Origin of the sequence: Nitrosomonas sp., assembly GCF_040240425.1 — a bacterium.
Taxonomy (GTDB): Bacteria; Pseudomonadota; Gammaproteobacteria; order Burkholderiales; family Nitrosomonadaceae; genus Nitrosomonas.
Map to the genome: position 1 here is coordinate 23557 of NZ_QPHG01000004.1, position 23525 is coordinate 47081.

The following is a 23525-nucleotide window of genomic DNA, read 5'->3' on the forward strand; positions in this document are numbered from 1 at the left end:
AGAATCGCCGAAAAACTCCAGATCCCGGCGCGTGTTCTCCAATACGCAGGCCTTGAATTGTGTACACATGGATTGTTCATCTTTACCTCCGGTTAATCGTCAATGCGCATGCTCCCCCGGTGGCGGCATGATTTCACCTTCCTGGTTCAGTTGTGTCAATTGCAGCGTCAAGGCACCGACATTCTGCCAGCCAAAACCTTCAAACTGCGCCACCCAGCGGGCACGCAGGTAGCCGAAGCGGTCGGTGACGAATTCCATATGTTGCGGGAACATGCCTTTGCCCGATAAATCCGGCACGACCCGAACGCGCCGGTACCACCAGTAGGTGTCCTTGATTTCCTGCCAGCCTTCGGTGACGATCGGGAATGGCGCGATTTCGGTGATCTGCTGCAATTGCGCATCGGTCAGCGGATGAATTGGCACTGCCAGTATTTCAGTGTTGAGATCGCGAATCCGGTCATAAGATGCCGCCAGCTGGAAAAAACGTTCTTTCGCTTGTGGCCAGGCGAACAATACCATCAGCACGTTTTTTTGCAGGCGAAAATCCTTCAGATTGCCGCTGGAGCCGTCGCTGGCGGTGTAGTTAAACACGGGCGAGGCGATCGCGGGGGTTTCCGGCACGATCATGCTGCCGAGCAAGCGCGCATCGAAACCGCGCGACATGGCGTGCAGAAAATTGATCAGATCCCAGCGTTCTTCTTCCGACAACTTATCCGCGTATCCCGGCATTTCAGTGCCTGGGATGCCGGACGATAGTTGGTGGAAAACGTTACCCACCGTGTATTTCGCCGTATGTTCCTGGGTGAGCAGATCGGTCGGATCGCGCACGTCGGGATCGGGGGAAGGTTTGGTTCCCTTACCTTGCGGGCCGTGGCAGTTGACACAATTTTCCGCGTACAGATGCGCACCGGCGACGATGGAAATCGCATCAATCGGTACCGTCGGTTTTTTATAGGTTTCCGGAAACGCTTCGACGGCCAGCGGCGGCAGCGCCAGCGCCATCGAACTGATGCCCAGCACGCCGGGCACCAGAATCTTCACCACGCGGCTCCAGTGCAACCGGATGCCGAGCCAAATCGTGCCAAGCGCAATCACAAACAGCACAATGCCCGACCACACTTTATCCTGCACATCTGGCTGATCCCAGGTCGCATCGATCGAAAAACGGAACGGGTACGGCCAGTTCTCGACCATCGCGTGCTTAGCCGGCAATGTATTTGCCAGAACGGTGGCGAACAACACTAGCAGCAACGCCAGCACGAATTCGATGCGCACCCATTGCGTCAAATGCGCAGTGCTGTCACAGCTTTGTTCGTTTTGGCTCCGTTCCAGCAGCGGCAACCAGCGATTGCGCGCTTGGTAGGCGATCACCAGAATGACCGCCAGAATGGTCAGTTTGAAATTCAGCAGCCAGCCGTAAGCGCTAGCAACCAAGGCATAGTATTTTTCGTCCACCAGCCGGTCTGTGACAATCACGCCGGTAATCATCAGCAAAAGCATGACAGGTAACGCGATCGCGGAAAATTTTTTCAGGTAGCCAACGGCTGTTTGCAGCGCGGTAAAACCCATTTCCTTGCGCAGATTCAACAAAATCAGCAAAAAGGCCGGCAGCGCGCCAAACCAGATTCCCGCCAGCAGGATGTGAATGGCGTACGGTGCGATGGCGGTGAACGACATTTCATCGGCGCTGGAATGGCTCATCAACGTGCCCGCGATCAACGGCAACGCCGCGAGTACAGCCCATAGTGCATAGTGACCACGCGTGCGGCTGGAAGATTGCATTTTTACCACCGCGCAAAACATCAGCACCGCGAATAACATCCGCGCCGCCCAGATATGACCGATCTGTGTTTGTTGCACGACCTCCATCCAAACCACGGGATTCCATGCATTCGTGACATCCCCGGTGGCGTCGCTGGTAGTCGTCGCCAAAATGCCGATGAGTCCGGCGACGATAATGCCCGCAAGCCAGGGAAATATCTTCTCCAACCGCATTATCCAAGGCGTCTCCAGAATACTTTTTTGCTGCCAGATAATGGCGAGGAAAACACAGCTTCCAAATAGGATCAAGTTGGCGGTCAGTTGCGACCACCGGGCAAATGCAGCAATGATTTCAATCATGGTTTTACGATAGGAATGTAATGGTTACTTTGACAACACTTGCGCCGTTGGTTGCAACCGGTTATCCGGCTTAGCAGATAATTCTGAAATTCAGACTCGGGAGCGCTGTTGCGGTGTATTTTACTGTACAAAAACGGCATAGCCTAGCGCTGCATTGCGGTATCACAGCAAGTCTCGGATAGAAGCCAATCAACGGCTTATGTAATCCAGTTGGATGGAATGCCGCGAAGGCACTTTTTGAGAAATACGCTACGGTGCGGAAATCCGCATGACTTTGCCAGCTTGCTCGATACGGAAATTCCGCAGCACATTCATACCCAGCAACGCATCTCCGGGCATATTGGGCATCACCATCACATCAACCTGCGTGAACCGGAATGATCCGAATGTGAGTTCCGGCACCTTTGCAGCGCATGCGTCGACTTGACCGTTGGCTGTGGTAACCTGGCGCGGCGTGCATTTCCGGATACCTGCCTGAGCCGCGATGCCGGAAGAAATCGACACGATGGTTGCGCCCGTGTCGATCATAAACACGACGGGAGTGCCATTTATGGTTCCGGAACTGAAATAATGGCCATCCCGTGTCTGCTTCAGCTCCATTTTTCCGGAGCCGATGACCTCAGCAGGTTGATGAACCTCCTGCACACTGCCCGGTTGCGATTGACTATAAGCGAGCGCCAATTGAATTGGCCGCAGACCGGAACCGCTGAATTGCATTGATGTCGTGGAACCCGCATCAACCGAGATACCGCCAGCAACGGAAACGATTGCGCCGTCGGTAAACCCCGTTGCCAAATTACACCAATCCGATCCGACCAGAACTTGCATTCCGTATTTGCCAACCGGCACGCTGAGTTGATGGCTATTACCTGCATGAATGGATAACGCGAGCAGTTGCTGAATACCTGCGGGATCGGATAGTACCGCCACCATCGGATGATCGTAGTCATTTTGGATTTCCAATCCGGCATAAAGCACATCGGTGCGTTTCATGACCGAGGGATCAATCAAATAAGCGGCTCCGTGTTGCGGCAATGCTCCACAGCCGGTTGGTCCGGTGATCGTAACCAGGGAATTGCTGGCAGGTTGGGCATAAGGCTGATTGAATGATTGGAAATACTGAAGGACGATGAGCAAGGTCAGCGCCAGAACAGTCCAGCAAAAAATATCCCGGATAACAGTTTTCCACGGCCACTGCGTAAAATGGCTTGCAGCGGCTTTTTGTTCCGTAGGCCGTGTCATTTCTTTATCACGTTTCCGGTTGAAATAATCTCGATCCTGGATGCTCATTTAATTTTTCGTGTAACCATATCCGTAGGCGGGAGAAATCGGCAGTACCCGGTTTGTTCAAAGGAAGTTCTATCAATCAGAACTGATATTTCTACGGATGCGGGTACTTCAACTTGAGAAAATAAGCTGTGCGGTTTTTCCGGACTTCCTCGTGGCAACGAGAATCTTGAATATTCAGGATTCATTCAGCTCGCAATCCATACTATGCCTCAAAAGAACCTGCGAAACATGAATATGAAAAATCTCGGCTGGATATATTGGATGATTGGTTTGCTGGCACTGACGGCACACGATGCCGTTTTGGCGCGCGGAGGACATGGGCATGGACACGGTCATCATGGTCACGGCCATTTTAGTTTCGGCATCAATGTCGGCGGATTTAATCCCGGTTTCTACGGCCCCGGCTTCTATCCATACGGTTCTTATGCTTTCCCCGGCCCCTACTTCGCCCCGCCTCGTTACCGGTACTCACCCAGTCCGGTAGTATCGGTAACGCCGCCTGTTTATATTCAGCGCGAACAATCGAGAGCGGCTCAACCGCAAGCGGGTTATTGGCACTACTGCCGGAGTCCTGAAGGCTATTATCCCACTGTTAAGAATTGTCCGGACGGTTGGATACCAGTCGCCCCGCAATCACCGGCACCCTAATGTAAAGAGGCACAACATGTTAATCCTAAGAAATCTAATGATCGCAACGCTGGCCGTCTGGCTGACCGCTTGCGCTCATCTGCCAACCGGCCCAAGCGTAATGGCATTGCCAGGCTCCGGAAAAAACTTCGATCAGTTTCGTTCGGATGAATTGGTATGTAAACAGTATGCTTACGAACAGATCGATGGCAACACACCCCGGCAAGCATCGCGGATGAGCGGTATGCAGAGCGCAACTTTGGGTGCCGGGCTGGGAGCCGCTGCCGGTGCAGCATTGGGAGGTGGTCACGGTGCAGCCGTTGGTGCCGGGATCGGTCTGCTATTCGGTAGTTTAATGGGATCAAACACGGCGGCAGCTTCCGGCTATTCCAGCCAGCAGCGCTATGACAACAGTTATGTTCAGTGCATGTACGCCATGGGGCATCGTGTTCCCGTCGACGGAAGAATTTCTGCTAACCCATCGGGGGGAAATATTGTGAACAGGAAACCGGTTACACGATCTGATCAGTTCATACCTCCACCACCGCCGCCAGGCAATCCGCCGCCACCGCCTCCACGTTAGTGCCACCTTTTATAATCAGTGGCTTGTCATCGACCTCCTGACAAGCCACTGATCTTTTCTCCCTTATGGTGCTGTGATTGCTGCTAAGGCGAACTTCCCGGTTTAGTACAAAATCGGTGCTTCTACGGTTGTAAAGCTTTTTATCGAACGGAATAATAACAAAGGCTGCTATCAGCTCTCCAGTTGACGCCGTTTCAACAACTTGTCGGTAAAGAATGCGAGCAACAAAAAGGTGATGATATAAGGTATAGATTTCAAGAACAGATCTTGATAATTGGTTACCTGTATCCGTAATGGATATTCGTAGTGCAACGGCGGCACGCCTTCACCCGTAACGAACAACGTATATTGCCCTGGATCCAGATTGAATTCCCCTTTAATGGTGCCATTCGAATGATTGGTAGAATACAGGGTTGTTACGGTATCGCTTAAAGCTTGCCCGGTGCCTCTGACGATTTTAACGGCAATCGGCATGTCACGCAGCGCTTGATCGACCAAATCCAGAACCCACAACGTTTCACCTTCTTTAGGAATCTCAGTACAGTACTCAGCTTCCGGATCGTATTGCGGCTGGTAAGTGCTCAGATGCACCATACTACCGGACACATTACGCATACAAATATCGGCCTCCAAATTTACTTTTCCATGCGCAGCGGCTAAGCCGGAATATAACGCTACTGATAGTAGCGCTGCTGAAGCCCATATTTTTATAACTTGTTTGATCATATAAACCTCCTCTACTTTTTGACCCACACCAGTGAACTACAGCTCGTTTTTTATTCCCGCAGTCTGCTATAAGCAGAGCCGCGGGAGAGGTTGCACTAACTACCTAGTACTCAGGTTGGATCAAGGAACGATCCGGTTGTTCAGAATTTCTTTACTTTGACCATTCCAGATTACATCGGTCAGGTTTGAGTAACGGGTGATGATTTGTGCTGCAATACCACCCGAGAATAAACCTGCCCAGCCCAGAATCACAAAGCCCCAGTGCAGCGGTGCGCTGAACAGTTCTTCCATGAACCAGAATGCATGACCCCATTCGTTCAAGCCTACGTTTGGCAGAATCATCAGCGGGCCGGCAATTGCCATAACCAGCGGGAACGATGTGCCGCGGCTGTACAGTGGCAGACGGGTCATTGCGTACAGGTATGACGCTACGCCACACACGATGTACATTGGGAATGAACCGTAGAACACCACTACGTGACTTGGCGTGAAGCTGGTGTCACGAATAATCACTTGGTGCCATGATGCGTCTTGTTCGGTGAAGAAGCTGCCGCCCCAGTAAACACCAAACAGATATACGCCCAGCCACATCATCCAGTAGAAATAACGTTTGATTTCCAGCTTGGTGTCTAAGTTGTCCAGTTGTTCTTTGGTGTCACGGGTTTTCAGTATCCAACCCCAGGTTACTAATGCAAACAAAGGCATCAGGGTCATGTGTACGCGCCACAGGCCCATCCATACTTTGTCAAATTCCGGTTCCATCGAGTCCATACCGTGTGAGTATGCAAACGTTCTTTGGTACCAGATCCAGAATATCGCTACCAACAGCATTGTTAACATGCCCAGTTTGTAGTACTTAGAGTCGTACCACAGTGACATGTCATAGCTTGCGCTTGATGCACTTGACGTGCCGTAAGTTGTTGCCATGTTTCTACCTCCTAACTGTTAATCAAAACTACTTCTCGTTCTTTTACTCTTCTACTTCTAATACTAATTAATTAGTACTGCTTTTATCTCGGCAGTTAAATTAACCTATTTTTACCCTTAATTTAACCACGCCTCTCAGGCTAGTCGACCTTACCCCTCAAAGTCAAGTCATTTGTCATAAAATCTCCTTCTCTATCTCAGGGATTTTTACTCATAACTTGCCCGATTCTACTTCGTATACAAATACTAAGAAAACACTCTTTATGCATATTCAAAATAAATCCTGCCCTACTTACTAAACTCAATGGAAGATTAGAATTACATTCTCACTCGCCAAATTAGGTTACTTAATTTTGCTGCAAAGTATAGTTACGTATTATGCTCAATAAACCCTCTGCGGTAAATGGTTTAGTCAGATAATCGTTCGATCCTGCCATTCTGCCCCGTGCTTTATCAAATAATCCATCTTTGCTGGATAACATAATCACCGGCGTAGACTGATAAATTGGATTATTTTTTATTAACTTACATGCTTGATAACCATCCAGGCGTGGCATCGTAATATCCACAAAAATAATATCAGGCTGATTCTCAACAATCTTAGACATCGCATCGAAACCATCTTCAGCCAATATGACTTCACAACCAAATGGTCTTAAAAAAATTTCGGCACTTTTCCGAATCGTGTTACTGTCATCGATCACCATGACTTTAATACCTTTCAACACACCGGTATTATCCACCCGGACTCCTTATGAGAATTGACACATATATTCATAAACCCAGTCGATCATCATAAATTCTATTTCCGCCAGAATGCGGGTGTAAATATAGCAAGCACTGTGAAAAATTCCAATCTACCCAGCAACATGGCAAAGCTACATATCCATGTCTGAAAATCCGTTAGCGATGCATAAGTGGTTGCCGGTCCAATTTCCCCAAGACCCGGTCCTAAATTATTGATGCAAGCCACCGCGGCGGAAAAGGCCGTAATGACATCCAATCCGCTTAATGTGAGCATTAGCATCATCAACACGATACTCGCCGTATAAACAAACAGAAATACCAAAACTGCAAGAATGACCCGGCTTGCCAGCACACTTCTTCCCAGTTTCGCGGGTATCACCGCATTCGGATGCATAATCGTAATGATTTCACGATAAACCTGCTGATAAAGAATACGAGCCCGTATCATCTTAATGCCACCGCCAGTGGAACCTGAAGAAGTGCAGAATCCGGATAAAAATAACATCCATAGAGGAACGAATATCGGCCACAGATTATAGTCGGTGTTACTGTAGCCGGTCGTCGTTGCGACGGACACGATATTGAATGCGGCGTAACGCAAGGCTATTAGCGGTTCGGAATAAACACCGGTTAACCAAAGATAAAATGTCAATCCGGCGCAACTGAGAAAAAGGATCATGACATACCAGCTAACTTCAGAATCATAGCGATAAGGAGTGAAGCTTTTTGCGCGCCAAACCAGAAAATGGGTCGCAAAATTTATCCCGGCAATTAGCATAAAGACCATTGCAACCGATTCGATGAGCGGAGAATCCCAATAAGCATAACTTGCATCATGCGATGAAAAACCGCCCAACCCTAAAGTCGTAAAAGCGTGCATGACCGCATCAAACCAATCCATGCCCGCCCACTTGTAAGCAAAAACGCACACCAAGGTCAAACTCGCGTAGATCGACCACAATCCTTTGGCCGTCTCGGCGATGCGCGGCGTCAGTTTGTTTTCTTTCATGGGACCCGGTATTTCGGCATTGAGCAATTGCCGGCCGCCGACACCCAGCAGCGGCAAGATCGCCACCGCCAGCACAATCAGCCCCATACCTCCAAGCCACACGATTTCGCCGCGCCATAAGTTGATGGACGGCGGCAACGCATCCAATCCCGACAATACCGTACCGCCGGTAGCGGTTAATCCCGAAACAGCTTCAAAATAAGCCATACTGAGATTAAGTTCGGGCAAATAGAGCAATAATGGCAGCATAGCAAAAGCCGGCAACCCGGACCACACCATGACCACCAGCAAAAAGCCATCGCGTGTCTGCAATTCACGTTGATAACGGCGTGTCGCGAGCCACATGACCAAACCGCTACCCAGGGTAATCACAATAGACTCGCCAAAAACAAAATGCGCACCGTCATCGGTCCATAGCGCCAAACCAAATGGAACCAGCATGGTCAGTCCGAATACCAGGACCATCTTGCCCAGCACATTAACAACTATAAGCAACCGATTCATGGAATGATGTACTACAGAAAACCAACATTAACCTGAAATAGTTTTTCCACTTCGCGGATCATCTTCCGGTTGACCACAAATAGAATCACATGATCTTCCGATTCGATGACCGTATCGTGATGCGCAATGATGACGCGTATCGAGTGACTCAAATCAGCTAGATTTTTTTCTAGCTCTGCTGAGCTCAAACTCTCACCGAATAATCCTTCGGTTCTCGGCAAACCGCGCACAATCGCACCAATCGTTGCACCTTTGGGCAGTTTGATTTCTTCAATCTTGCGCCCGACCACACTAGACGATCTGGCATCGCCATGCGCAACCAATTCCAGTGCCTCCGCCGCACCGCGCCGCAGGCTGTGCACAGCGACAACATCGCCGTGCCGGACATAAGCCAGCAATGAACCGATCGTCACTTGCGCTGGCGAGATCGCGATATCAATACGGCTGCCTTGCACCAAATCCACGTAAGCGCGGCGATTGATCAGCGCAATCACTTTATGCGCCCCCATCCGTTTCGCCAGCAGTGCCGCCATAATGTTGTTCTCTTCGTCATTTGTCAGCGCGCAAAACAAATCCATCTCGGCAACGCTCTCACTCTCCAGCAAGGTTTCATCCGTTGCATCGCCGTGCAGCACCAGCGCATTGCTCAATTCACCAGCCAAGCGCTCACAAGCTTGGTAATTGCGTTCTATGATCCTGACCTGATAATCTTTTTCCAATGTCATGGCCAGACGCCTGCCGATTTTTCCGCCACCGGCGATCATCACATGCTTGACCGGCCTGTCCATTTTGCGCAATTCACGCATGACGGTGCGAATGTCTTCGGCTGCGGCAATGAAAAATACTTCATCTTCCGCTTCGATGATGGTGTCGCCTTCCGGAATGATCGGCCGGTCTTGACGGAAAATAGCCGCCACGCGGGTATCCACATTGGGCACATGCTTGCGCAATTGCTGTAATTCCTGTCCGACCAGCGAACCGCCTTTTAATGCGCGCACCGCCACCAAGCTTACTTTTCTTGATGCGAAATCCAGCACCTGCAAGGCTTCGGGAAACTCAACGAGTTTCTCAATATATTCAGTCAGAATCTGTTCCGGAGAAATCGCAAAATCGACACAGAAATTCTCGGTCGAAAAAATTTCCGGATGCGCCAAGTACTCCGTAGAACGAATCCGGGCAATTTTAGTCGGCGTGTTAAACAGTGTGGCGGCAAGCTTACACGCCACCAAATTGGTTTCATCGTGTTCGGTGACCGCCAGTACCATATCCGCATCATGCGCCCCGGCATTGACGAGTACCGACGGATGCGAAGCGTTACCAGTGACGGTGCGCAAATCCAAGCGATCCTGCAATAACGCCAAACGCTTGGGATCGACATCGACCATGGTAATGTCGTTGGCTTCGCTCACCAAGCTCTCAGCCACCGATGAACCGACTTGACCCGCACCCAGAATAATGATTTTCACTTGAATAACCTATTCTTTCCGGTTCTCGCGCACCCAGTCGCGCCATTGCGCAAATAACCCAGGATCCAGCGCCGCTATCACGGATCGCGTCCACGGCGATCCTGCCCAGTAATCATCCTGCTCGAAGCCGCACATATGTCCGCCCGCTTCCGCCAAAATCAATGAACCGGCGCCGTAATCCCACGGCTTCTGTCCGCCGTGCAGATACAAATCAAAATAACCAGCGGCGGTATAGCACCATTCCAGCGCGCACGCACCGAAGTTACGCTGCGAAGCAAACGGTGGAAAGGCAGCCACTCTGGCCGCGAATTTCCGATCCAGCCGTTTTAAATCGACATTGGCCATGGCGCCCGATAATGCCGGTATATAAGTCTTCAGCGGCAACGCGATGCCATTCAAAAAAGCGCCGCCGCCTTTGGTGGCATAAAACATCTCATCCGTCACCGGATTGTAAATCACGCCCAGCACACTCTTGCCTTGCTCCATGAACGCCACCGAAATGGCGAAATACGGTAATCCATTGAGAAAATTGGATGTGCCATCGATCGGGTCAATGCTCCACAAACCGGATTGTCCCTTGATCCACTGCGCTTCCTGCTCCTGCTTTGTCATTTCCTCGCCCATCGCGGCGGCTGGATGAATTCTCTGCAACTTTTCCAGCAGTGCATTCTGTGCCGCAACATCCGCTTCGGTAAAAAAGCTGCCATCCGCTTTAATCTGACGGTCGACTTGCAGGTAACGCGGCATGATGACTTGCTGCGCGACTTCTCTTACCGCCCCAATCACTTCCTCTAACACGTTTACTCCGACCGCCATTTGATCGAACAGCCGATGCTGGGGATTTGTTCCGCCGGACCGCGGCCGGTTTTGGCGACTTGCAGCATGGCTTCAAACAAATCGCGCCGCACATCGGCAGGTGCTGCTTCTTTCCGCGAGGCATCCAGCCGTCCGCGGTATTGCAATTCCAGTTTGTTGTTGAAACCGAAAAAATCAGGCGTGCACACCGCGCCATATTTTTTGGCGATTTCCTGCGTTTCGTCCCACACGTACGGGAAAGGATAATTTAACTGTTTCGCCACCAGCGCCATATTCTCAAACGAATCCTCCGGATAATCAGCCGGATCGTTCGACATGATGGCAATCGCATTCATGCCGTGCGGTTTCAGCTCGTTCACATCGCGAATGATACGATCCTGCACCGCTTTCACGTACGGGCAATGATTGCAGATAAACATCACCAGCAGACCGTTCTCCCCTTTTGCGGAAGCCAGGTTATAGCGCTTGCCGTCGACGCCCAACAAATCAAAATCAACCGCTTTCCAGCCAAAATCACAAACTGGTGTTTCCAAACTTGCCATATTCTTTTCTCCTACTATCGATAATAATCTTGAAAACCGCTTCTCCAGCGCCGCCGCGTTCACCCACTGAAACAGCGGTCAGACAATGAATGCCGGATAAATAACGTGCTATATTATCATGAGTCCATTTATCGAATTGCTACTTACCCCAGCCAGCCCCCATCATGCATGCGCGCTTCTACCATCCCGAAGAAATCACTGCCGGAACAGTTATCGAATTATCGGCTGAGAACAAACACCATGCCGCACGGGTATTGCGGCTGAAAGAGGGTGATGCGGTCACGTTGTTCAATGGACAGGGCGGTGAATTCTCCGCGCACATCACCAGCATCACCAAATCCGGCACAACCGTCCGGGTCGATGCCTATCATGCGATAGATCGGGAATCGCCGCTGTCGATTGAGCTGGCCCAGGCAGTCTGTGTCAATGAAAAAATGGATTGGATCATACAAAAAGCAGTGGAATTGGGCGTAACGCGCATTCAACCCGTGACCACGGCGCGCAGTATCGTTCATCTGTCCGGCGAGCGTGCTGACAAACGTCAGCAACACTGGCAAAAAATCGTCATCTCCGCGTGCGAGCAATGTGGCAGAAATCATGTACCACAAGTACTGCCGCTAATTTCGCTGCCGGAATGGCTGAGCCGGAAAAAATCCGGCCGGTCGCCTCATGATATTTGCTTTATGTTATCCACGACAGCCACGCAAAGTTTGAAAGAGATTCCCAAACCACCTGCCGATGCCAATCTGGCGCTCGTGATCGGACCGGAAGGCGGGTTTACGCCGGAAGAAGAAGAAGCAGCTGTTTTACACACCAACTTCGTTCCGGTGCACCTGGGAAAACGCATCCTACGCACCGAAAGTGCGGCTTTGACGGCTATCGCCGCATTACAAACCCTGTGGGGCGATTTTTAATCGATCGCATGAACAAAAATCCGCTATCTTCACTCACCATGAACACACCTGCTGAATTCGTCGCCTGGTTCCGCTCGGTTGCTCCGTATATCAATGCGTTCAGAGGCAAAACCTTCGTCATTGGTTTCAGCGGCGAAATGGTCACGAACGCCACCTTTGTCGATTTTATCCACGACGTCAATCTGCTCGCCAGCCTGGGTGTTCGGCTGATATTGGTGCACGGCGCTCGTCCGCAGATTCAACTGCGCCTGGATGAATCGCAACTGGAAACGCAAACCGTCATGGGCATGCGCGTCACCGACCCCGCTGCGTTGCAGTGCGTCAAGGAATCGGTCGGGCGCGTACACCACGAGATCGCTGCATTGTTGTCGATGGGGTTGCCCAATTCGCCGATGGCCAATGCCGCCATCCGCGTGACCAGCGGAAATTTCGTCACCGCTTGTCCGCAGGGCGTGATTCAGGGCGTCGACTTGATGCATACCGGCAAAGTACGCAAGATCAACGCATCAGCGATTCATTCGCGCCTGGAGCAAGGCGATGTGGTGCTGATTTCGCCACTGGGTTACTCGCCCACCGGCGAGATTTTTAACTTGACGATGGAAAATGTGGCGACCGAAACCGCCATCGCGCTTCACGCCGAGAAACTGATTCTTCTGTTGGATAGCGCTGATACCTCAGTATTGCCGCGTGAACTCACCTTGCCGGAAAGCAAATTGCTACTAGAAAACAAAACACCGGCAACCGCAGCGCCGATACCGGATGCGATCCGGTCATCGCTGCAATACGCGACCAAAGCCTGTGAATTGGGTGTGACACGCGCGCATCTGGTCAGCCGGCATATCGACGGCGCCATCATCCAGGAACTGTTTACGCACGACGGCATCGGTTGCATGATTTCGCAGGAAACACTGCAAGCGCTGCGCAAAGCGCGCATCGACGATGTCGGCGGCATTCTGCAGCTGATCGAGCCACTCGAAGCCGAAGGCATTCTGGTCAGGCGTGGCCGTGAATTGCTGGAAATCGAAATCGACCGTTTTACCGTACTCGAGCACGACGGCGTCATCCTCGGCTGCGCCGCGCTGTATCCCTTCCCCGAAGAACACGCGTGCGAACTCGCCTGTCTGGCGATCCACCCGGATTATCGCGACCAAGGACACGGTGAACGCCTGCTCAAGCACATCGAAAACAAAACCATCGCGCAGGATATCCACAAACTGTTCGTTCTCACCACACATGCCACGCATTGGTTTATCGAACATGGCTTTAATCCCGCTACCCCGGCTGAATTACCCAAAGCCAAACAGAATTTATACAACTATCAGCGCCGCTCGAAAGTGCTAATCAAGCACTTATAATTTTCCATAGAAAATACGCTTCCGCTGTTTACTCAGTGAAACGAACGTTTCATAATGCCGGTCTTTCCTAAAAAGGAAACTCTGACCTTGTCTTTCGACAAGATCAGCACGAGACGCGATATGTGGTTCAGAGAATTTCCAATACTCTTTTACTGACTTGGAGCAAGGATACGAAATGGCAAGAATGGTGAAATGCATCAAACTAGGCCGCGAAGCCGAAGGCCTGGATTTTCAAACCTACCCCGGCGAATTGGGCAAGCGGATTTTTGAGAATGTTTCCAAAGAAGCCTGGGGGCAGTGGATCAAACACCAAACCACACTGGTTAACGAAAACCGTTTAAATCTCTCAGACGCCAAAGCACGTAAATACCTGGCGGAACAAATGGAAGCGCATTTTTTTGGGGAGGGTGCGGAACAGGCGGCGGGATATGTGCCTCCTAAAAGCGAATCATAGTAACTTACGTATCACCATTATTACAAAACTTATCGTTATTTCTCAAAATACTTCGAAACATGATGTAGAGATAAGTAGCATTTTCTCCAAGGGTAGACGATAAATTATGGAGCGCCACTAATCATGGTTTAAAAACTCCTCGATACACTTAACTCAATCAAAATTTTAGATATTCCAATCTTTAGCAAGAAGAATTGCATCAATATTATTTGCGTGCAATAAATCAAAAAACGGCAAAGAGTGAGCAGCACCGCATATAAAAAGAACTGGCCACATATTGAATTCCTGAAGTTGTTCAAGCCAATAGTGCTCACGGTCCCGCATAGATTTCTCGGTTCGTTGTTGGATAATAGACTCGGTGGTTCCTTCTAAAAAAGCCATAGCGCGAATGTCGTTCTCCTGAGAAATTCGAAGCACTGCACGTTTCTGACGGTCTGGATCACAATGTCTGTGCGGTATCGCGAGTTCACGCGCCATTATTTGAATGACTGATTCCTTTTTATCTTTCTCGTCTAGTGCTTCAGGATTATTTTCCTCGGCAAACGCAACAACTTTATAAGCTCGCGCTGTAGTCGCAACAAAAGCAATAAATTGCTGATGCTGTGAATCGGTAAAGTCTGGACTTTTCCACTGAAAACGATGATCAGTACCAAGAATTAGAGCGGTACGACTCATAATAAGCAAAATTCAAGACTTATGAAAATGCTATCAATACTATTTCGACTTGAATCCCATGATTGATAATGTAAACCGCGCAATCAATCATGGGAATATTGAATACTACTGGACTTTGACTACTTAATAACTGCGTTCAATTCGCCTTTAGCATAGCGATTTGCCATACTTTCCAGAGAAATCGGTTTGATTTTTCCGGCTTGTCCGGCGCAGCCGAAGGCTTCGAAGCGTGCTTTACAAATGTCTTTAGCAGCGGCAGTCGCTTCTTTCAGGAATTTGCGCGGGTCGAAATTGCTTTTGTCTTTTTCCAGGCTGCGGCGGATCGCACCCGTCATCGCTAGGCGAATATCGGTGTCAATATTGACTTTACGTACACCGTATTTGATCCCTTGTTGAATTTCTTCGACAGGTACACCGTAGGTTTCTTTGATGTCGCCGCCGAATTGACGGATGATTTCCAGCCATTCTTGCGGTACTGAGCTGGAGCCGTGCATGACCAGGTGAGTATTGGGAATGCGCGCATGAATTTGTTTGATGCGTTCGATCGCCAAAATATCGCCGGTGGGTTTGCGGGTAAATTTGTACGCGCCGTGTGAGGTTCCGATAGCGATTGCCAGTGCATCCACACCGGTTTTACGCACAAAGTCGGCGGCTTCTTCCGGATCGGTCAGCAATTGGTCATGCGATAAAACGCCTTCCGCTCCGTGACCGTCTTCGGCTTCCCCCATACCGGATTCGAGCGATCCCAGACAACCCAGTTCGCCTTCTACCGATACGCCGACGGAGTGCGCGATGTTAACGACGTCGGCAGTGACATTAACGTTGTATTCGTAGGTCGATGGTGTTTTTGCGTCTGCTTGTAATGAACCATCCATCATGACGCTTGAGAAACCGCTACGGATCGCATTGACACAAACGGAGGGCGATGCGCCATGATCCTGATGCATCACAATCGGTATATACGGATAGGATTCAACGGCGGCCTCAATCAAATGACGTAAAAATGCTTCACCGGCATATTTTCTCGCACCGGCGGAACCTTGCATGATGACCGGGCTGTTGCATTCATCTGCGGCTTGCATGATCGCCTGGATCTGTTCCAGATTGTTGACGTTGAAAGCCGGCAAACCGTAGCCGTTTTCCGCTGCGTGATCGAGTAGTTGTCTTAATGATACGAGTGCCATTTAGATCTCCTTATTGATTATCTTAAAAAATTCATAGCCATTAGTATAAGCAATTATTCTGTGTGAATACTGCTCGTTCTTTTTCCTAGTCTCAGCGTGTTTGTCCGGATTGCATTGCATTTGACCGGTCAGATTGCTTCAATGCCTTGCCTTGTTTTCCATTCGCCGACTTTAATGATTTTCATCGTATTGGTGCCACCGGTTTTGCCCACCGGCTCTCCGATCGTCATCACCATGATATCACCACTGCGCACCACGCCGCGGCTGAGTAATTCCTGCTCGGCCAGATTCAGAATTTCTTCCGGATCGTTGAGTCCCGCGCCGAATTCCACCGGATAAACACCTCTGAACAACGTCACCCTTCTGCGCGTTTCTTCATTGGGACTCAACGCAAAAATAGGCACTTTGGAACTCCTGCGCGACATCAGCAAGGCGGTTACACCGCTTTGCGTGAGTGCGGCGATAGCACGAATCTGCAAGCCGCTGGCAGTGTACATCGTGGCGCGCGCAATGGCTTCTTCGATGGTCGCCGGATTGATATTTTGCATCCGCCGGTCGGTGTTGACCAGATATTCCTTTTCCGCTTCCAAGCAAACTCTGGCCATCGCTTCAACCGCTTCCACCGGATATTCCCCGGCAGCGGATTCCGCCGACAACATGACCGCATCGGTACCGTCCAGCACCGCGTTAGCCACATCCGATACCTCCGCACGTGTTGGAATCGGATTGGTAATCATCGATTCCATCATTTGTGTGGCGGTTACCACGGTTTTATTGTTGGCGCGCGCGGAGCGGATCATTCGTTTTTGCAGCGCCGGAACGGCAGCATCGCCGACTTCAACCGCCAGATCACCGCGCGCTACCATAATGGCATCCGATGCTTCGAGAATATCGTCCAAAGCAAGAATAGCTTCGGAGCGCTCGATCTTGGCCATGATCATGCCTCGACCGCCTGCCTCGTGAAACAATGCACGCGCTTGGCGGATGTCGTCGCCTGAGCGGACAAACGATACGGCTAAGTAATCCGCGCCCAGTTCGGCGGCGGTTTTAATATCTTCCAGATCCTTACTGGTCAGCGCTGGCGCACCGAGTCCGCCACCCTTACGGTTAATGCCTTTATTGTTTGATAGTATGCCGCCCTGTTCGACCACGCAGAACACCTGATGACCTTTAACATGCGATACACCCAGCACAATACGGCCATCGTCCAACATCAAAGTCGCCCCGGTTTCCAGATCATTCGGCAGCTCTTTATAATCCAGACCGACTCTTTCCTGATTGCCTAATTCACAATTAGCATCCAGAATGAACTGATCACCGACTTCGAGCCTGATTTTACCGTGCTCAAATCTACCGACGCGTATTTTCGGCCCTTGCAGATCGGCCAGTACTCCGACTGTAAGACCAGCAGCTCGCGCCAGCGACCGTGTCATTTCGGCGAATTCGATATGCTGTTCGCGCGTGCCGTGCGAAAAATTGATCCGAACAACATCAACGCCGGCCCGGATTAAACGATCCAAGATTTTTGGATTTTTACAGGCGGGGCCCAGGGTCGCTACAATTTTTGTTCTTCGAATCATGTTTTTTCTGGTTGATTATTTGGCACGCATCTCCAATATTTCTACCGCTGGCAATTTTTTGCCTTCCAAGAATTCCAGGAATGCGCCACCTGCGGTTGAAATATAGGAAACTTTGTCGTAAATATCATACTTTTGAATAGCTGCAATGGTATCACCGCCGCCTGCTAACGTAAAAGCCTTCGTTTCTGCAATCGCACGCGCGATTTTTTCGGTTCCGGCACCAAATTGATCAAACTCAAACACGCCAACCGGGCCGTTCCACACCACCGTACCGGCTTTCATAATGATATCCACCAGTTCCTGCGCGCTTTTGGGACCGATATCAAAAATCATGTCATCATCCGCCACAGCGCCTGCATCTTTCAATACCGCAGGTTCATTGGCATCAAATTTTTTACCGGTCACGACATCGACCGCGATCGGAATCGACGCATTGCGTTTCGCCATTTTATCCATCAATGTTTTGGCTGTCGGGACCAGATCATCTTCACACAACGATTTGCCGACATTTTTGCCGGTTGCTTTCAGGAAGGTATTGGCAATACCGCCGCCGACCACCAGTTGATCGACTTTCTCGGACAATGATTCGAGCACGGTCAGCTTGGTGGAAACTTTCGAGCCGCCGACAATCGCCACCATCGGACGCGCTGGACTCAACAACGCTTTAGTCAGCGCATCCAGTTCTTCTGTCAGCAGGATACCGGCGCAAGCCACGGGAGCATATTTGGCGATGCCATGGGTCGAGGCTTCCGCGCGATGCGCGGTGCCGAATGCATCCATGACAAAGACATCGCATAATTTGGCATACTTTTGCGCCGTTTCCTCGACATTTTTCTTTTCGCCTTTATTGATGCGACAATTCTCCAGCACCACCAATTCTCCATCGGCTACATCAAATCCACCATCGACCCAATCCTTGATCAGGCGCACCGGTTTTCCTAACTGGCTGGCAATATTATCCGCCACGGGTTTCAGAGAATTTTCTTCAGCCCACACACCTTCTTCGGGGCGGCCCAAGTGAGACGTTACCATCACTTTGGCGCCTTGTTTGATGCAGTGATTAATCGTCGCCATCGAGGCGGTGATGCGCGCATCCGAGGTCACTTTTCCATCTTTCACGGGCACGTTGAGATCGGCGCGTATAAATACACGTTTACCTTTAAGATCAAGGTCAACAAGTTTAATAACAGACACGGTAAGCTCCAGATTTGTCTTTAAGAAAGTATAAAGGATAGCAAACGCTACCCTTTATGTCTTAATAAATTAACTATTTAAATCAGATGGCAATCAGAATCCTAACGCTTGACTGTCCATCTGAAAGCACTTAATTACTTGGCGACGGTACGAACCATCTCCAGTACTTTGGTGGAATAGCCCCATTCATTGTCATACCATGCAACGACTTTGACAAAGCTTTTGTCCAGCGCCATACCCGCTTCGGCATCGAAAATGGAAGTGCAGCTTTCACCGCGGAAATCGGTAGACACGACTTTCTGATCGGTATAACCCAGCACGCCTTTCATCGAACCTTGAGAAGCTTCTTTCATTGCTTGGCAAATTTCGTCGTAGGTCGCTTCTTTTTCCAATTCGCAGGTCAAGTCAACCACGGACACATCCGATGTTGGAACACGGAAAGCCATGCCAGTCAGTTTCTTATTCAATTGCGGTATCACCACACCCACAGCCTTGGCAGCACCGGTTGAAGAAGGAATGATATTTTCCAGAATACCGCGGCCGCCGCGCCAGTCTTTATTGGATGGTCCATCCACCGTTTTTTGCGTCGCAGTTGCGGCATGAACCGTGGTCATCAGACCGCGTTTGATACCCCATTTATCGTTCAATACTTTGGCAATCGGCGCCAAACAGTTGGTGGTGCAGGACGCATTGGAAATGATGCTTTCACCTTTGTAAGACTTATCATTAACGCCGTAAACAAACATCGGTGTATCATCTTTGGATGGCGCCGACATGATGACTTTCTTTGCGCCAGCCGCCAAGTGTTTCTCACACGTTTCCTTGGTCAGAAACAAGCCGGTCGATTCAATGACGACATCCGCGCCTACTTCGTTCCACTTCAATTCAGCCGGATCTTTAACTGCGGTCAAACGGATTTTCTTGCCATTAACCACCAGAGTATTGCCTTCGATCGCAACATCGCCATGGAAACGGCCATGCACTGAATCATGCTTCAACATATAAGCCAGGTAATCCGGTTCCAGCAAATCATTGATTGCAACGATTTCGATATCCGGAAAATTCTGTACTGCTGAGCGGAAAACCATACGGCCGATACGACCAAATCCGTTAATACCAACCTTAATTGTCATGCCAAAACTCCTTGAATAAAAAAACCTATTACTTCCGGATGAATGCAATTCATCATCCGGTTGCTTTAATCATAAATTGGATCAGAGAATGCCTTTGACTGTTTTAACAACGTTCTCGACAGTAAAACCAAAATGCTTGAATAACACATCTGCAGGCGCTGATTCACCAAAAGTGTCCATGCCGACTACCGCGCCATCCAGCCCAACATACTTACGCCAGAAATCAGTTACGCCCGCTTCCACCGCTACGCGTTTAACACCCTTCAGCAAGACACTGTCCTTGTAGGATGGTTCCTGGCGATCGAATACATTCGTGCACGGCATGGAAACCACGCGCACATGAACGCCTTCTTCGGCCAGCGATTTTTGCGCATTCATAGCCAGCCCTACTTCGGAACCTGTCGCAATCAAAATTGCTTGCGGCTTGCCATTACCGGCTTCGGATAATACATAACCGCCTTTATCGATCAGCTTGATGGTAGCAGCATCGCGTTTTTGGAATGGCAGATTCTGACGGCTGAATATCAATGTCGAAGGACCATTTTTGCGTTCGATGGCACGCGCCCATGACACGGTTGACTCAACCGTATCGCAAGGACGCCATACATCCATATTAGGGATTAAACGCAAGGTTGAAGTCTGTTCTACCGGTTGATGCGTTGGACCATCTTCACCCAGACCGATGGAGTCATGCGTAAAGACGAAAATATTGCGAATCTTCATCAGTGCGGCCATACGCAATGCATTACGCGCATATTCGGAGAACATCAGGAAAGTGGCGCCGTAAGGAATCAAGCCGCCATGCAATGACAGACCATTCATCATGGCACTCATGCCAAATTCGCGCACACCGTAGTACACGTAGTTACCGCCATTCTGCTTGCTAATCCCTTTGGAGCCTGACCACAGCGTCAGATTGGATCCGGCCAGATCAGCAGAGCCGCCGAGTAATTCAGGCAAAACTGGCGCCAGACCTTCAATCGCATTTTGCGAAGCCTTACGGCTTGCAATGGTTTCCGCTTTTGCGTTAACTTGATTGATAACACCGTCGACATGACTGCGCCAGTTCGCTGGCAACTCACCAGCCGTGCGGCGATTGAATTCGGCCGCTTCAGCCGGATATTTTTCCGCATATTCAGCAAATTTCTGATTCCATTCTGTTTCCAGCGCCTGCCCTTTCGCTCTTGCGTCCCAGGCGCTATACACTTCTTGCGGAATCTCAAAAGGCGGGTGATGCCAGCCGATGTGTGGACGAGCGGCAGCGATCTCCGCGTCACCTAATGCTGCACCGTGTACCGAGTGGGTATTGGCCATATTGGGTGATCCCAGTCCGATGACCGTTTTGCAACAAATCATTGTTGGCTTATCGTTGACTTTTTTAGCAGCTTCAATCGCTGCTTCTATGGCCACCGGGTCATGCCCATTGACGTTTGGCACTACATGCCAGCCATAAGATTCAAACCGTTTCGGCGTGTCATCGGTAAACCAGCCTTCCACATGACCATCGATAGAAATGCCATTATCATCGTAAAAACAAATCAGTTTTCCTAGACCCAAGGTACCCGCCAAGGAACAAGCTTCGTGCGAAATACCTTCCATCAGACAACCATCGCCCAAGAAAACGTAGGTATGATGATCGACAATGTTATAACCGGGACGGTTAAATTCAGCGGCCAGTATTTTTTCCGCCAGCGCCATGCCCACGGCATTAGTAATACCCTGACCCAATGGACCGGTTGTGGTTTCCACACCTGGCGTGTAGCCATATTCCGGATGCCCGGGTGTCTTGGAATGGAATTGCCGGAATTTCTTAATTTCTTCCATCGGCAGATCATAGCCGGTCAGATGCAGTAACGCATAAATCAGCATCGATCCATGCCCGTTGGAAAGAATAAACCGGTCACGGTCAACCCACCCCGGATTACCAGGATTATGACGCAGATGATGAATCCACAGTACTTCAGCGATTTCCGCCATCCCCATCGGCATACCGGGGTGACCGGAATTGGCTTTTTGCACAGCATCCATCGCCAATGCACGAATTGCGCTGGTTAAATCCTTAAACACCGGCGCGTCAAAATCCTTGAATGTCCCCATTAACACTAACTCCCTAATATTTTAAACGAATAGAAAAGATCGAACTGTGCGCCAATTGAATAGGAACACATCGTATCGGCAAATAAATTAATGCGATATTATCCCCTAAGATAGAGGATACGACAACTAGAGATCTTCATTTTTTGCGCCTAAAACCAATCCAGTAGCAGCGGAATTTCTTTAAAAAATCAGTTGCCCCGCAGTTTAATTCCCAATAATTTTATTTTGCGGTACAGGTGCGTGCGCTCTAATCCAGCGCGTTCCGCGACTCGCGTCATGTTGCCATTTTCCTGATCGATCAATCTTTCAAAGTAAGTTTTTTCAAACAAATCGCGCGCTTCGCGCAGGGAAAGATCGAGTGGAATCTCCGGCGAAACTGATGACGAGGCCGATTCCGGGAAAACCATCGCCTGCTGCACGGCTTCAACCGAAATCTCATCAGACGTGCAAGTCAGTGCCAGCGAATGCACCACACCGGTTAACTGCGTCAAGTTGCCGGGCCAATCGTAATTGCGCAGGCAGTTTAACGCTGCGGTACTGAATTGTAACGTGGACGAAGCCTCTCCCGATTCAACGAAACGCGACAAGATTTGGCCGGCTAGCTCAGGGATATCTTCCCGGTGTGCGCGCAATGCCGGAATGCCGATGCTGAGGCTGCTCAATATCTCGTACAATTTGGGATGATAAGCACCCTGCGCGGTCAGCTCCGCCAACGGTTGCGATGTAGCGCAAACCAGCCGGACGTTATACTTCTCCAGCTTACTTAGCAATAACAGCAAGCCTTTTTGCGCCAACTTACTGATCTCGCCGACATCCTTAAGAAATAACAGCCCATCGCGCGCAAGCCCCAGCAAATCCAGCGGCGACTCGGCCAACCCCGTCAACGTCTCGGGTTCCACCCATGGCGTGCCCGGACGATGCATAAAACGCGCGCAAATTTCCGCGCCCGCTCCCGGTTCCCCCATCAGCAGCACAGGCGTTTTCAAGTTCACCACTTGCTCCAGCCTTTTTCTCAGATCAAGAATCAAAGCGCCTTTACCCAGACTGGCCAATGACAGCGCTGATTGCTGCTTATTTTGCGCCCCGCGCAAAGCCTTGCTGACCGTGCTCAACAGCTTTTGCAGCGGTATCGGCTTCTCCAAGTAACCGAATGCGCCAATGCGGGTAGCCTCCACCGCCGTATCAATCGTGCCGTGTCCGGACATCATGATCACCGGCATCGTCAGCAAGCCATTGCTGGCCCATTCTTTCAAGAGCGTAATACCATCCGTATCGGGCATCCAGATATCCAGCAACACCAGATCGGGACGCGTTTGCGTGCGCCAGATCCGCGCCTGTTCGGCATTCTCGGCCAACGCCACGCGATATCCTTCGTCCCGCAAAATTTCAGACAGCAATTCGCGGATGCCAATTTCGTCATCAACAACCAGTATTGTATTGTTCGTTATCATTGAGTGTTTCTCCACTTCTGAAATCTAATCAGCTTAACCACAACTGTCAAATTTCACGGTCATCTATGAATTCCAAGTTTTTTGATTAACAGATATCTTGCCAGGAAAGATTTCATGCCTCTTTTCTGTT

General features: G+C 50.1%; 21 protein-coding genes. 5 read left to right on the forward strand and 16 right to left on the reverse strand.

What is annotated here, in order from left to right:
* Positions 1-99 precede the first annotated feature (99 nt).
* Both DU481_RS02125 and DU481_RS02130 read right to left on the reverse strand, forming a co-directional pair.
* Positions 100-2121 (reverse strand): CopD family protein, encoded by a 2022-nt coding sequence (locus tag DU481_RS02125; RefSeq protein WP_350131981.1) that lies wholly within the window; start codon positions 2119-2121, stop codon positions 100-102.
* A 249-nt stretch (positions 2122-2370) separates the two neighbouring features.
* Positions 2371-3411, reverse strand: coding sequence for a retropepsin-like aspartic protease family protein (locus tag DU481_RS02130; protein ID WP_350131984.1), 1041 nt, complete (start codon positions 3409-3411; stop codon positions 2371-2373).
* Positions 3412-3639: 228 nt separating this feature from the next.
* Here DU481_RS02130 and DU481_RS02135 point away from each other — a divergent pair, with 228 nt between their 5' ends.
* Positions 3640-4059, forward strand: coding sequence for a hypothetical protein (locus tag DU481_RS02135; RefSeq protein ID WP_350131987.1), 420 nt, complete (start codon positions 3640-3642; stop codon positions 4057-4059).
* A gap of 16 nt (positions 4060-4075) precedes the next feature.
* Complete coding sequence (locus tag DU481_RS02140; RefSeq protein WP_350131990.1) at positions 4076-4621, forward strand: glycine zipper family protein; 546 nt, start codon at positions 4076-4078, stop codon at positions 4619-4621.
* A 171-nt stretch (positions 4622-4792) separates the two neighbouring features.
* Here the strand turns inward: DU481_RS02140 and DU481_RS02145 are convergent, their stop codons facing one another.
* From DU481_RS02145 to DU481_RS02175, 7 genes are all read right to left on the reverse strand, one after another.
* Positions 4793-5347 (reverse strand): hypothetical protein, encoded by a 555-nt coding sequence (locus tag DU481_RS02145; protein WP_350131992.1) that lies wholly within the window; start codon positions 5345-5347, stop codon positions 4793-4795.
* A 120-nt stretch (positions 5348-5467) separates the two neighbouring features.
* Positions 5468-6274 (reverse strand): methane monooxygenase/ammonia monooxygenase subunit C, encoded by an 807-nt coding sequence (locus DU481_RS02150; RefSeq protein WP_350131995.1) that lies wholly within the window; start codon positions 6272-6274, stop codon positions 5468-5470.
* 347 nt (positions 6275-6621) lie between these two features.
* On the reverse strand, positions 6622-7017 hold the full coding sequence (locus tag DU481_RS02155) for a response regulator (protein ID WP_350112264.1): 396 nt from the start codon (positions 7015-7017) through the stop codon (positions 6622-6624).
* Positions 7018-7076: 59 nt separating this feature from the next.
* A complete protein-coding gene (locus DU481_RS02160) occupies positions 7077-8534 on the reverse strand; it encodes a TrkH family potassium uptake protein (RefSeq protein WP_350131998.1) in 1458 nt (485 codons plus the stop codon).
* An 11-nt stretch (positions 8535-8545) separates the two neighbouring features.
* Positions 8546-10000: a Trk system potassium transporter TrkA gene (gene trkA / locus DU481_RS02165; RefSeq protein ID WP_350132001.1), complete on the reverse strand. Its 1455-nt coding sequence runs from the start codon at positions 9998-10000 to the stop codon at positions 8546-8548.
* Positions 10001-10009: 9 nt separating this feature from the next.
* Positions 10010-10798, reverse strand: a complete 789-nt coding sequence (locus DU481_RS02170; RefSeq protein WP_350132197.1) for an inositol monophosphatase family protein — start codon at positions 10796-10798, stop codon at positions 10010-10012.
* A gap of 2 nt (positions 10799-10800) precedes the next feature.
* Positions 10801-11358, reverse strand: coding sequence for a thioredoxin family protein (locus DU481_RS02175; RefSeq protein WP_121166046.1), 558 nt, complete (start codon positions 11356-11358; stop codon positions 10801-10803).
* A gap of 164 nt (positions 11359-11522) precedes the next feature.
* On the opposite strand from DU481_RS02175, the gene DU481_RS02180 reads away from it, so the two are divergent.
* The 3 genes from DU481_RS02180 to DU481_RS02190 all read left to right on the forward strand — a co-directional run bounded on the left by DU481_RS02180 (position 11523) and on the right by DU481_RS02190 (position 14081).
* The gene (locus tag DU481_RS02180; RefSeq protein ID WP_350132004.1) at positions 11523-12272 is read left to right on the forward strand and encodes a 16S rRNA (uracil(1498)-N(3))-methyltransferase; all 750 of its coding nucleotides are present in this window, start codon (positions 11523-11525) and stop codon (positions 12270-12272) included.
* Positions 12273-12280: 8 nt separating this feature from the next.
* Positions 12281-13627 carry an amino-acid N-acetyltransferase gene (argA, locus tag DU481_RS02185; RefSeq protein WP_350132007.1) on the forward strand — a complete coding sequence of 449 codons (1347 nt, stop codon included), beginning with the start codon at positions 12281-12283 and terminating at the stop codon, positions 13625-13627.
* Positions 13628-13802: 175 nt separating this feature from the next.
* A complete protein-coding gene (locus DU481_RS02190; protein ID WP_350132010.1) occupies positions 13803-14081 on the forward strand; it encodes an oxidative damage protection protein in 279 nt (92 codons plus the stop codon).
* Positions 14082-14246: 165 nt separating this feature from the next.
* Here DU481_RS02190 and DU481_RS02195 read toward each other — a convergent pair whose 3' ends face one another.
* The 7 genes from DU481_RS02195 to DU481_RS02225 form a co-directional block, all read right to left on the reverse strand.
* A complete protein-coding gene (locus tag DU481_RS02195) occupies positions 14247-14756 on the reverse strand; it encodes a hypothetical protein (protein ID WP_350132012.1) in 510 nt (169 codons plus the stop codon).
* A 119-nt stretch (positions 14757-14875) separates the two neighbouring features.
* Positions 14876-15940, reverse strand: a complete 1065-nt coding sequence (fba, locus tag DU481_RS02200; RefSeq protein ID WP_350132015.1) for a class II fructose-bisphosphate aldolase — start codon at positions 15938-15940, stop codon at positions 14876-14878.
* Between the two features lie 128 nt (positions 15941-16068).
* The gene (gene pyk, locus DU481_RS02205; RefSeq protein WP_350132018.1) at positions 16069-17520 is read right to left on the reverse strand and encodes a pyruvate kinase; all 1452 of its coding nucleotides are present in this window, start codon (positions 17518-17520) and stop codon (positions 16069-16071) included.
* Positions 17521-17535: 15 nt separating this feature from the next.
* Entirely contained in the window at positions 17536-18714 is a 1179-nt protein-coding gene (locus DU481_RS02210; RefSeq protein WP_350132020.1) for a phosphoglycerate kinase, read from the reverse strand.
* A 134-nt stretch (positions 18715-18848) separates the two neighbouring features.
* Positions 18849-19847, reverse strand: coding sequence for a type I glyceraldehyde-3-phosphate dehydrogenase (gap, locus tag DU481_RS02215; protein WP_090317535.1), 999 nt, complete (start codon positions 19845-19847; stop codon positions 18849-18851).
* Between the two features lie 81 nt (positions 19848-19928).
* Complete coding sequence (gene tkt / locus DU481_RS02220) at positions 19929-21944, reverse strand: transketolase (protein ID WP_350132024.1); 2016 nt, start codon at positions 21942-21944, stop codon at positions 19929-19931.
* Positions 21945-22132: 188 nt separating this feature from the next.
* Positions 22133-23395 carry a sigma-54-dependent transcriptional regulator gene (locus tag DU481_RS02225; RefSeq protein ID WP_350132026.1) on the reverse strand — a complete coding sequence of 421 codons (1263 nt, stop codon included), beginning with the start codon at positions 23393-23395 and terminating at the stop codon, positions 22133-22135.
* Positions 23396-23525: the final 130 nt, after the last annotated feature.

Coding starts and splice junctions, on each gene's coding strand:
- DU481_RS02125 (WP_350131981.1), bottom strand. CDS start 2,121: ATGATTGAAATCATTGCTGCATTTGCCCGGTGGTCGCAACTGACCGCC.
- DU481_RS02130 (WP_350131984.1), bottom strand. CDS start 3,411: ATGAGCATCCAGGATCGAGATTATTTCAACCGGAAACGTGATAAAGAA.
- DU481_RS02135 (WP_350131987.1), top strand. CDS start 3,640: ATGAATATGAAAAATCTCGGCTGGATATATTGGATGATTGGTTTGCTG.
- DU481_RS02140 (WP_350131990.1), top strand. CDS start 4,076: ATGTTAATCCTAAGAAATCTAATGATCGCAACGCTGGCCGTCTGGCTG.
- DU481_RS02145 (WP_350131992.1), bottom strand. CDS start 5,347: ATGATCAAACAAGTTATAAAAATATGGGCTTCAGCAGCGCTACTATCA.
- DU481_RS02150 (WP_350131995.1), bottom strand. CDS start 6,274: ATGGCAACAACTTACGGCACGTCAAGTGCATCAAGCGCAAGCTATGAC.
- DU481_RS02160 (WP_350131998.1), bottom strand. CDS start 8,534: ATGAATCGGTTGCTTATAGTTGTTAATGTGCTGGGCAAGATGGTCCTG.
- DU481_RS02175 (WP_121166046.1), bottom strand. CDS start 11,358: ATGGCAAGTTTGGAAACACCAGTTTGTGATTTTGGCTGGAAAGCGGTT.
- DU481_RS02180 (WP_350132004.1), top strand. CDS start 11,523: ATGCATGCGCGCTTCTACCATCCCGAAGAAATCACTGCCGGAACAGTT.
- argA (WP_350132007.1), top strand. CDS start 12,281: ATGAACAAAAATCCGCTATCTTCACTCACCATGAACACACCTGCTGAA.
- DU481_RS02190 (WP_350132010.1), top strand. CDS start 13,803: ATGGCAAGAATGGTGAAATGCATCAAACTAGGCCGCGAAGCCGAAGGC.
- DU481_RS02195 (WP_350132012.1), bottom strand. CDS start 14,756: ATGAGTCGTACCGCTCTAATTCTTGGTACTGATCATCGTTTTCAGTGG.
- fba (WP_350132015.1), bottom strand. CDS start 15,940: ATGGCACTCGTATCATTAAGACAACTACTCGATCACGCAGCGGAAAAC.
- pyk (WP_350132018.1), bottom strand. CDS start 17,520: ATGATTCGAAGAACAAAAATTGTAGCGACCCTGGGCCCCGCCTGTAAA.
- gap (WP_090317535.1), bottom strand. CDS start 19,847: ATGACAATTAAGGTTGGTATTAACGGATTTGGTCGTATCGGCCGTATG.
- tkt (WP_350132024.1), bottom strand. CDS start 21,944: ATGGGGACATTCAAGGATTTTGACGCGCCGGTGTTTAAGGATTTAACC.
- DU481_RS02225 (WP_350132026.1), bottom strand. CDS start 23,395: ATGATAACGAACAATACAATACTGGTTGTTGATGACGAAATTGGCATC.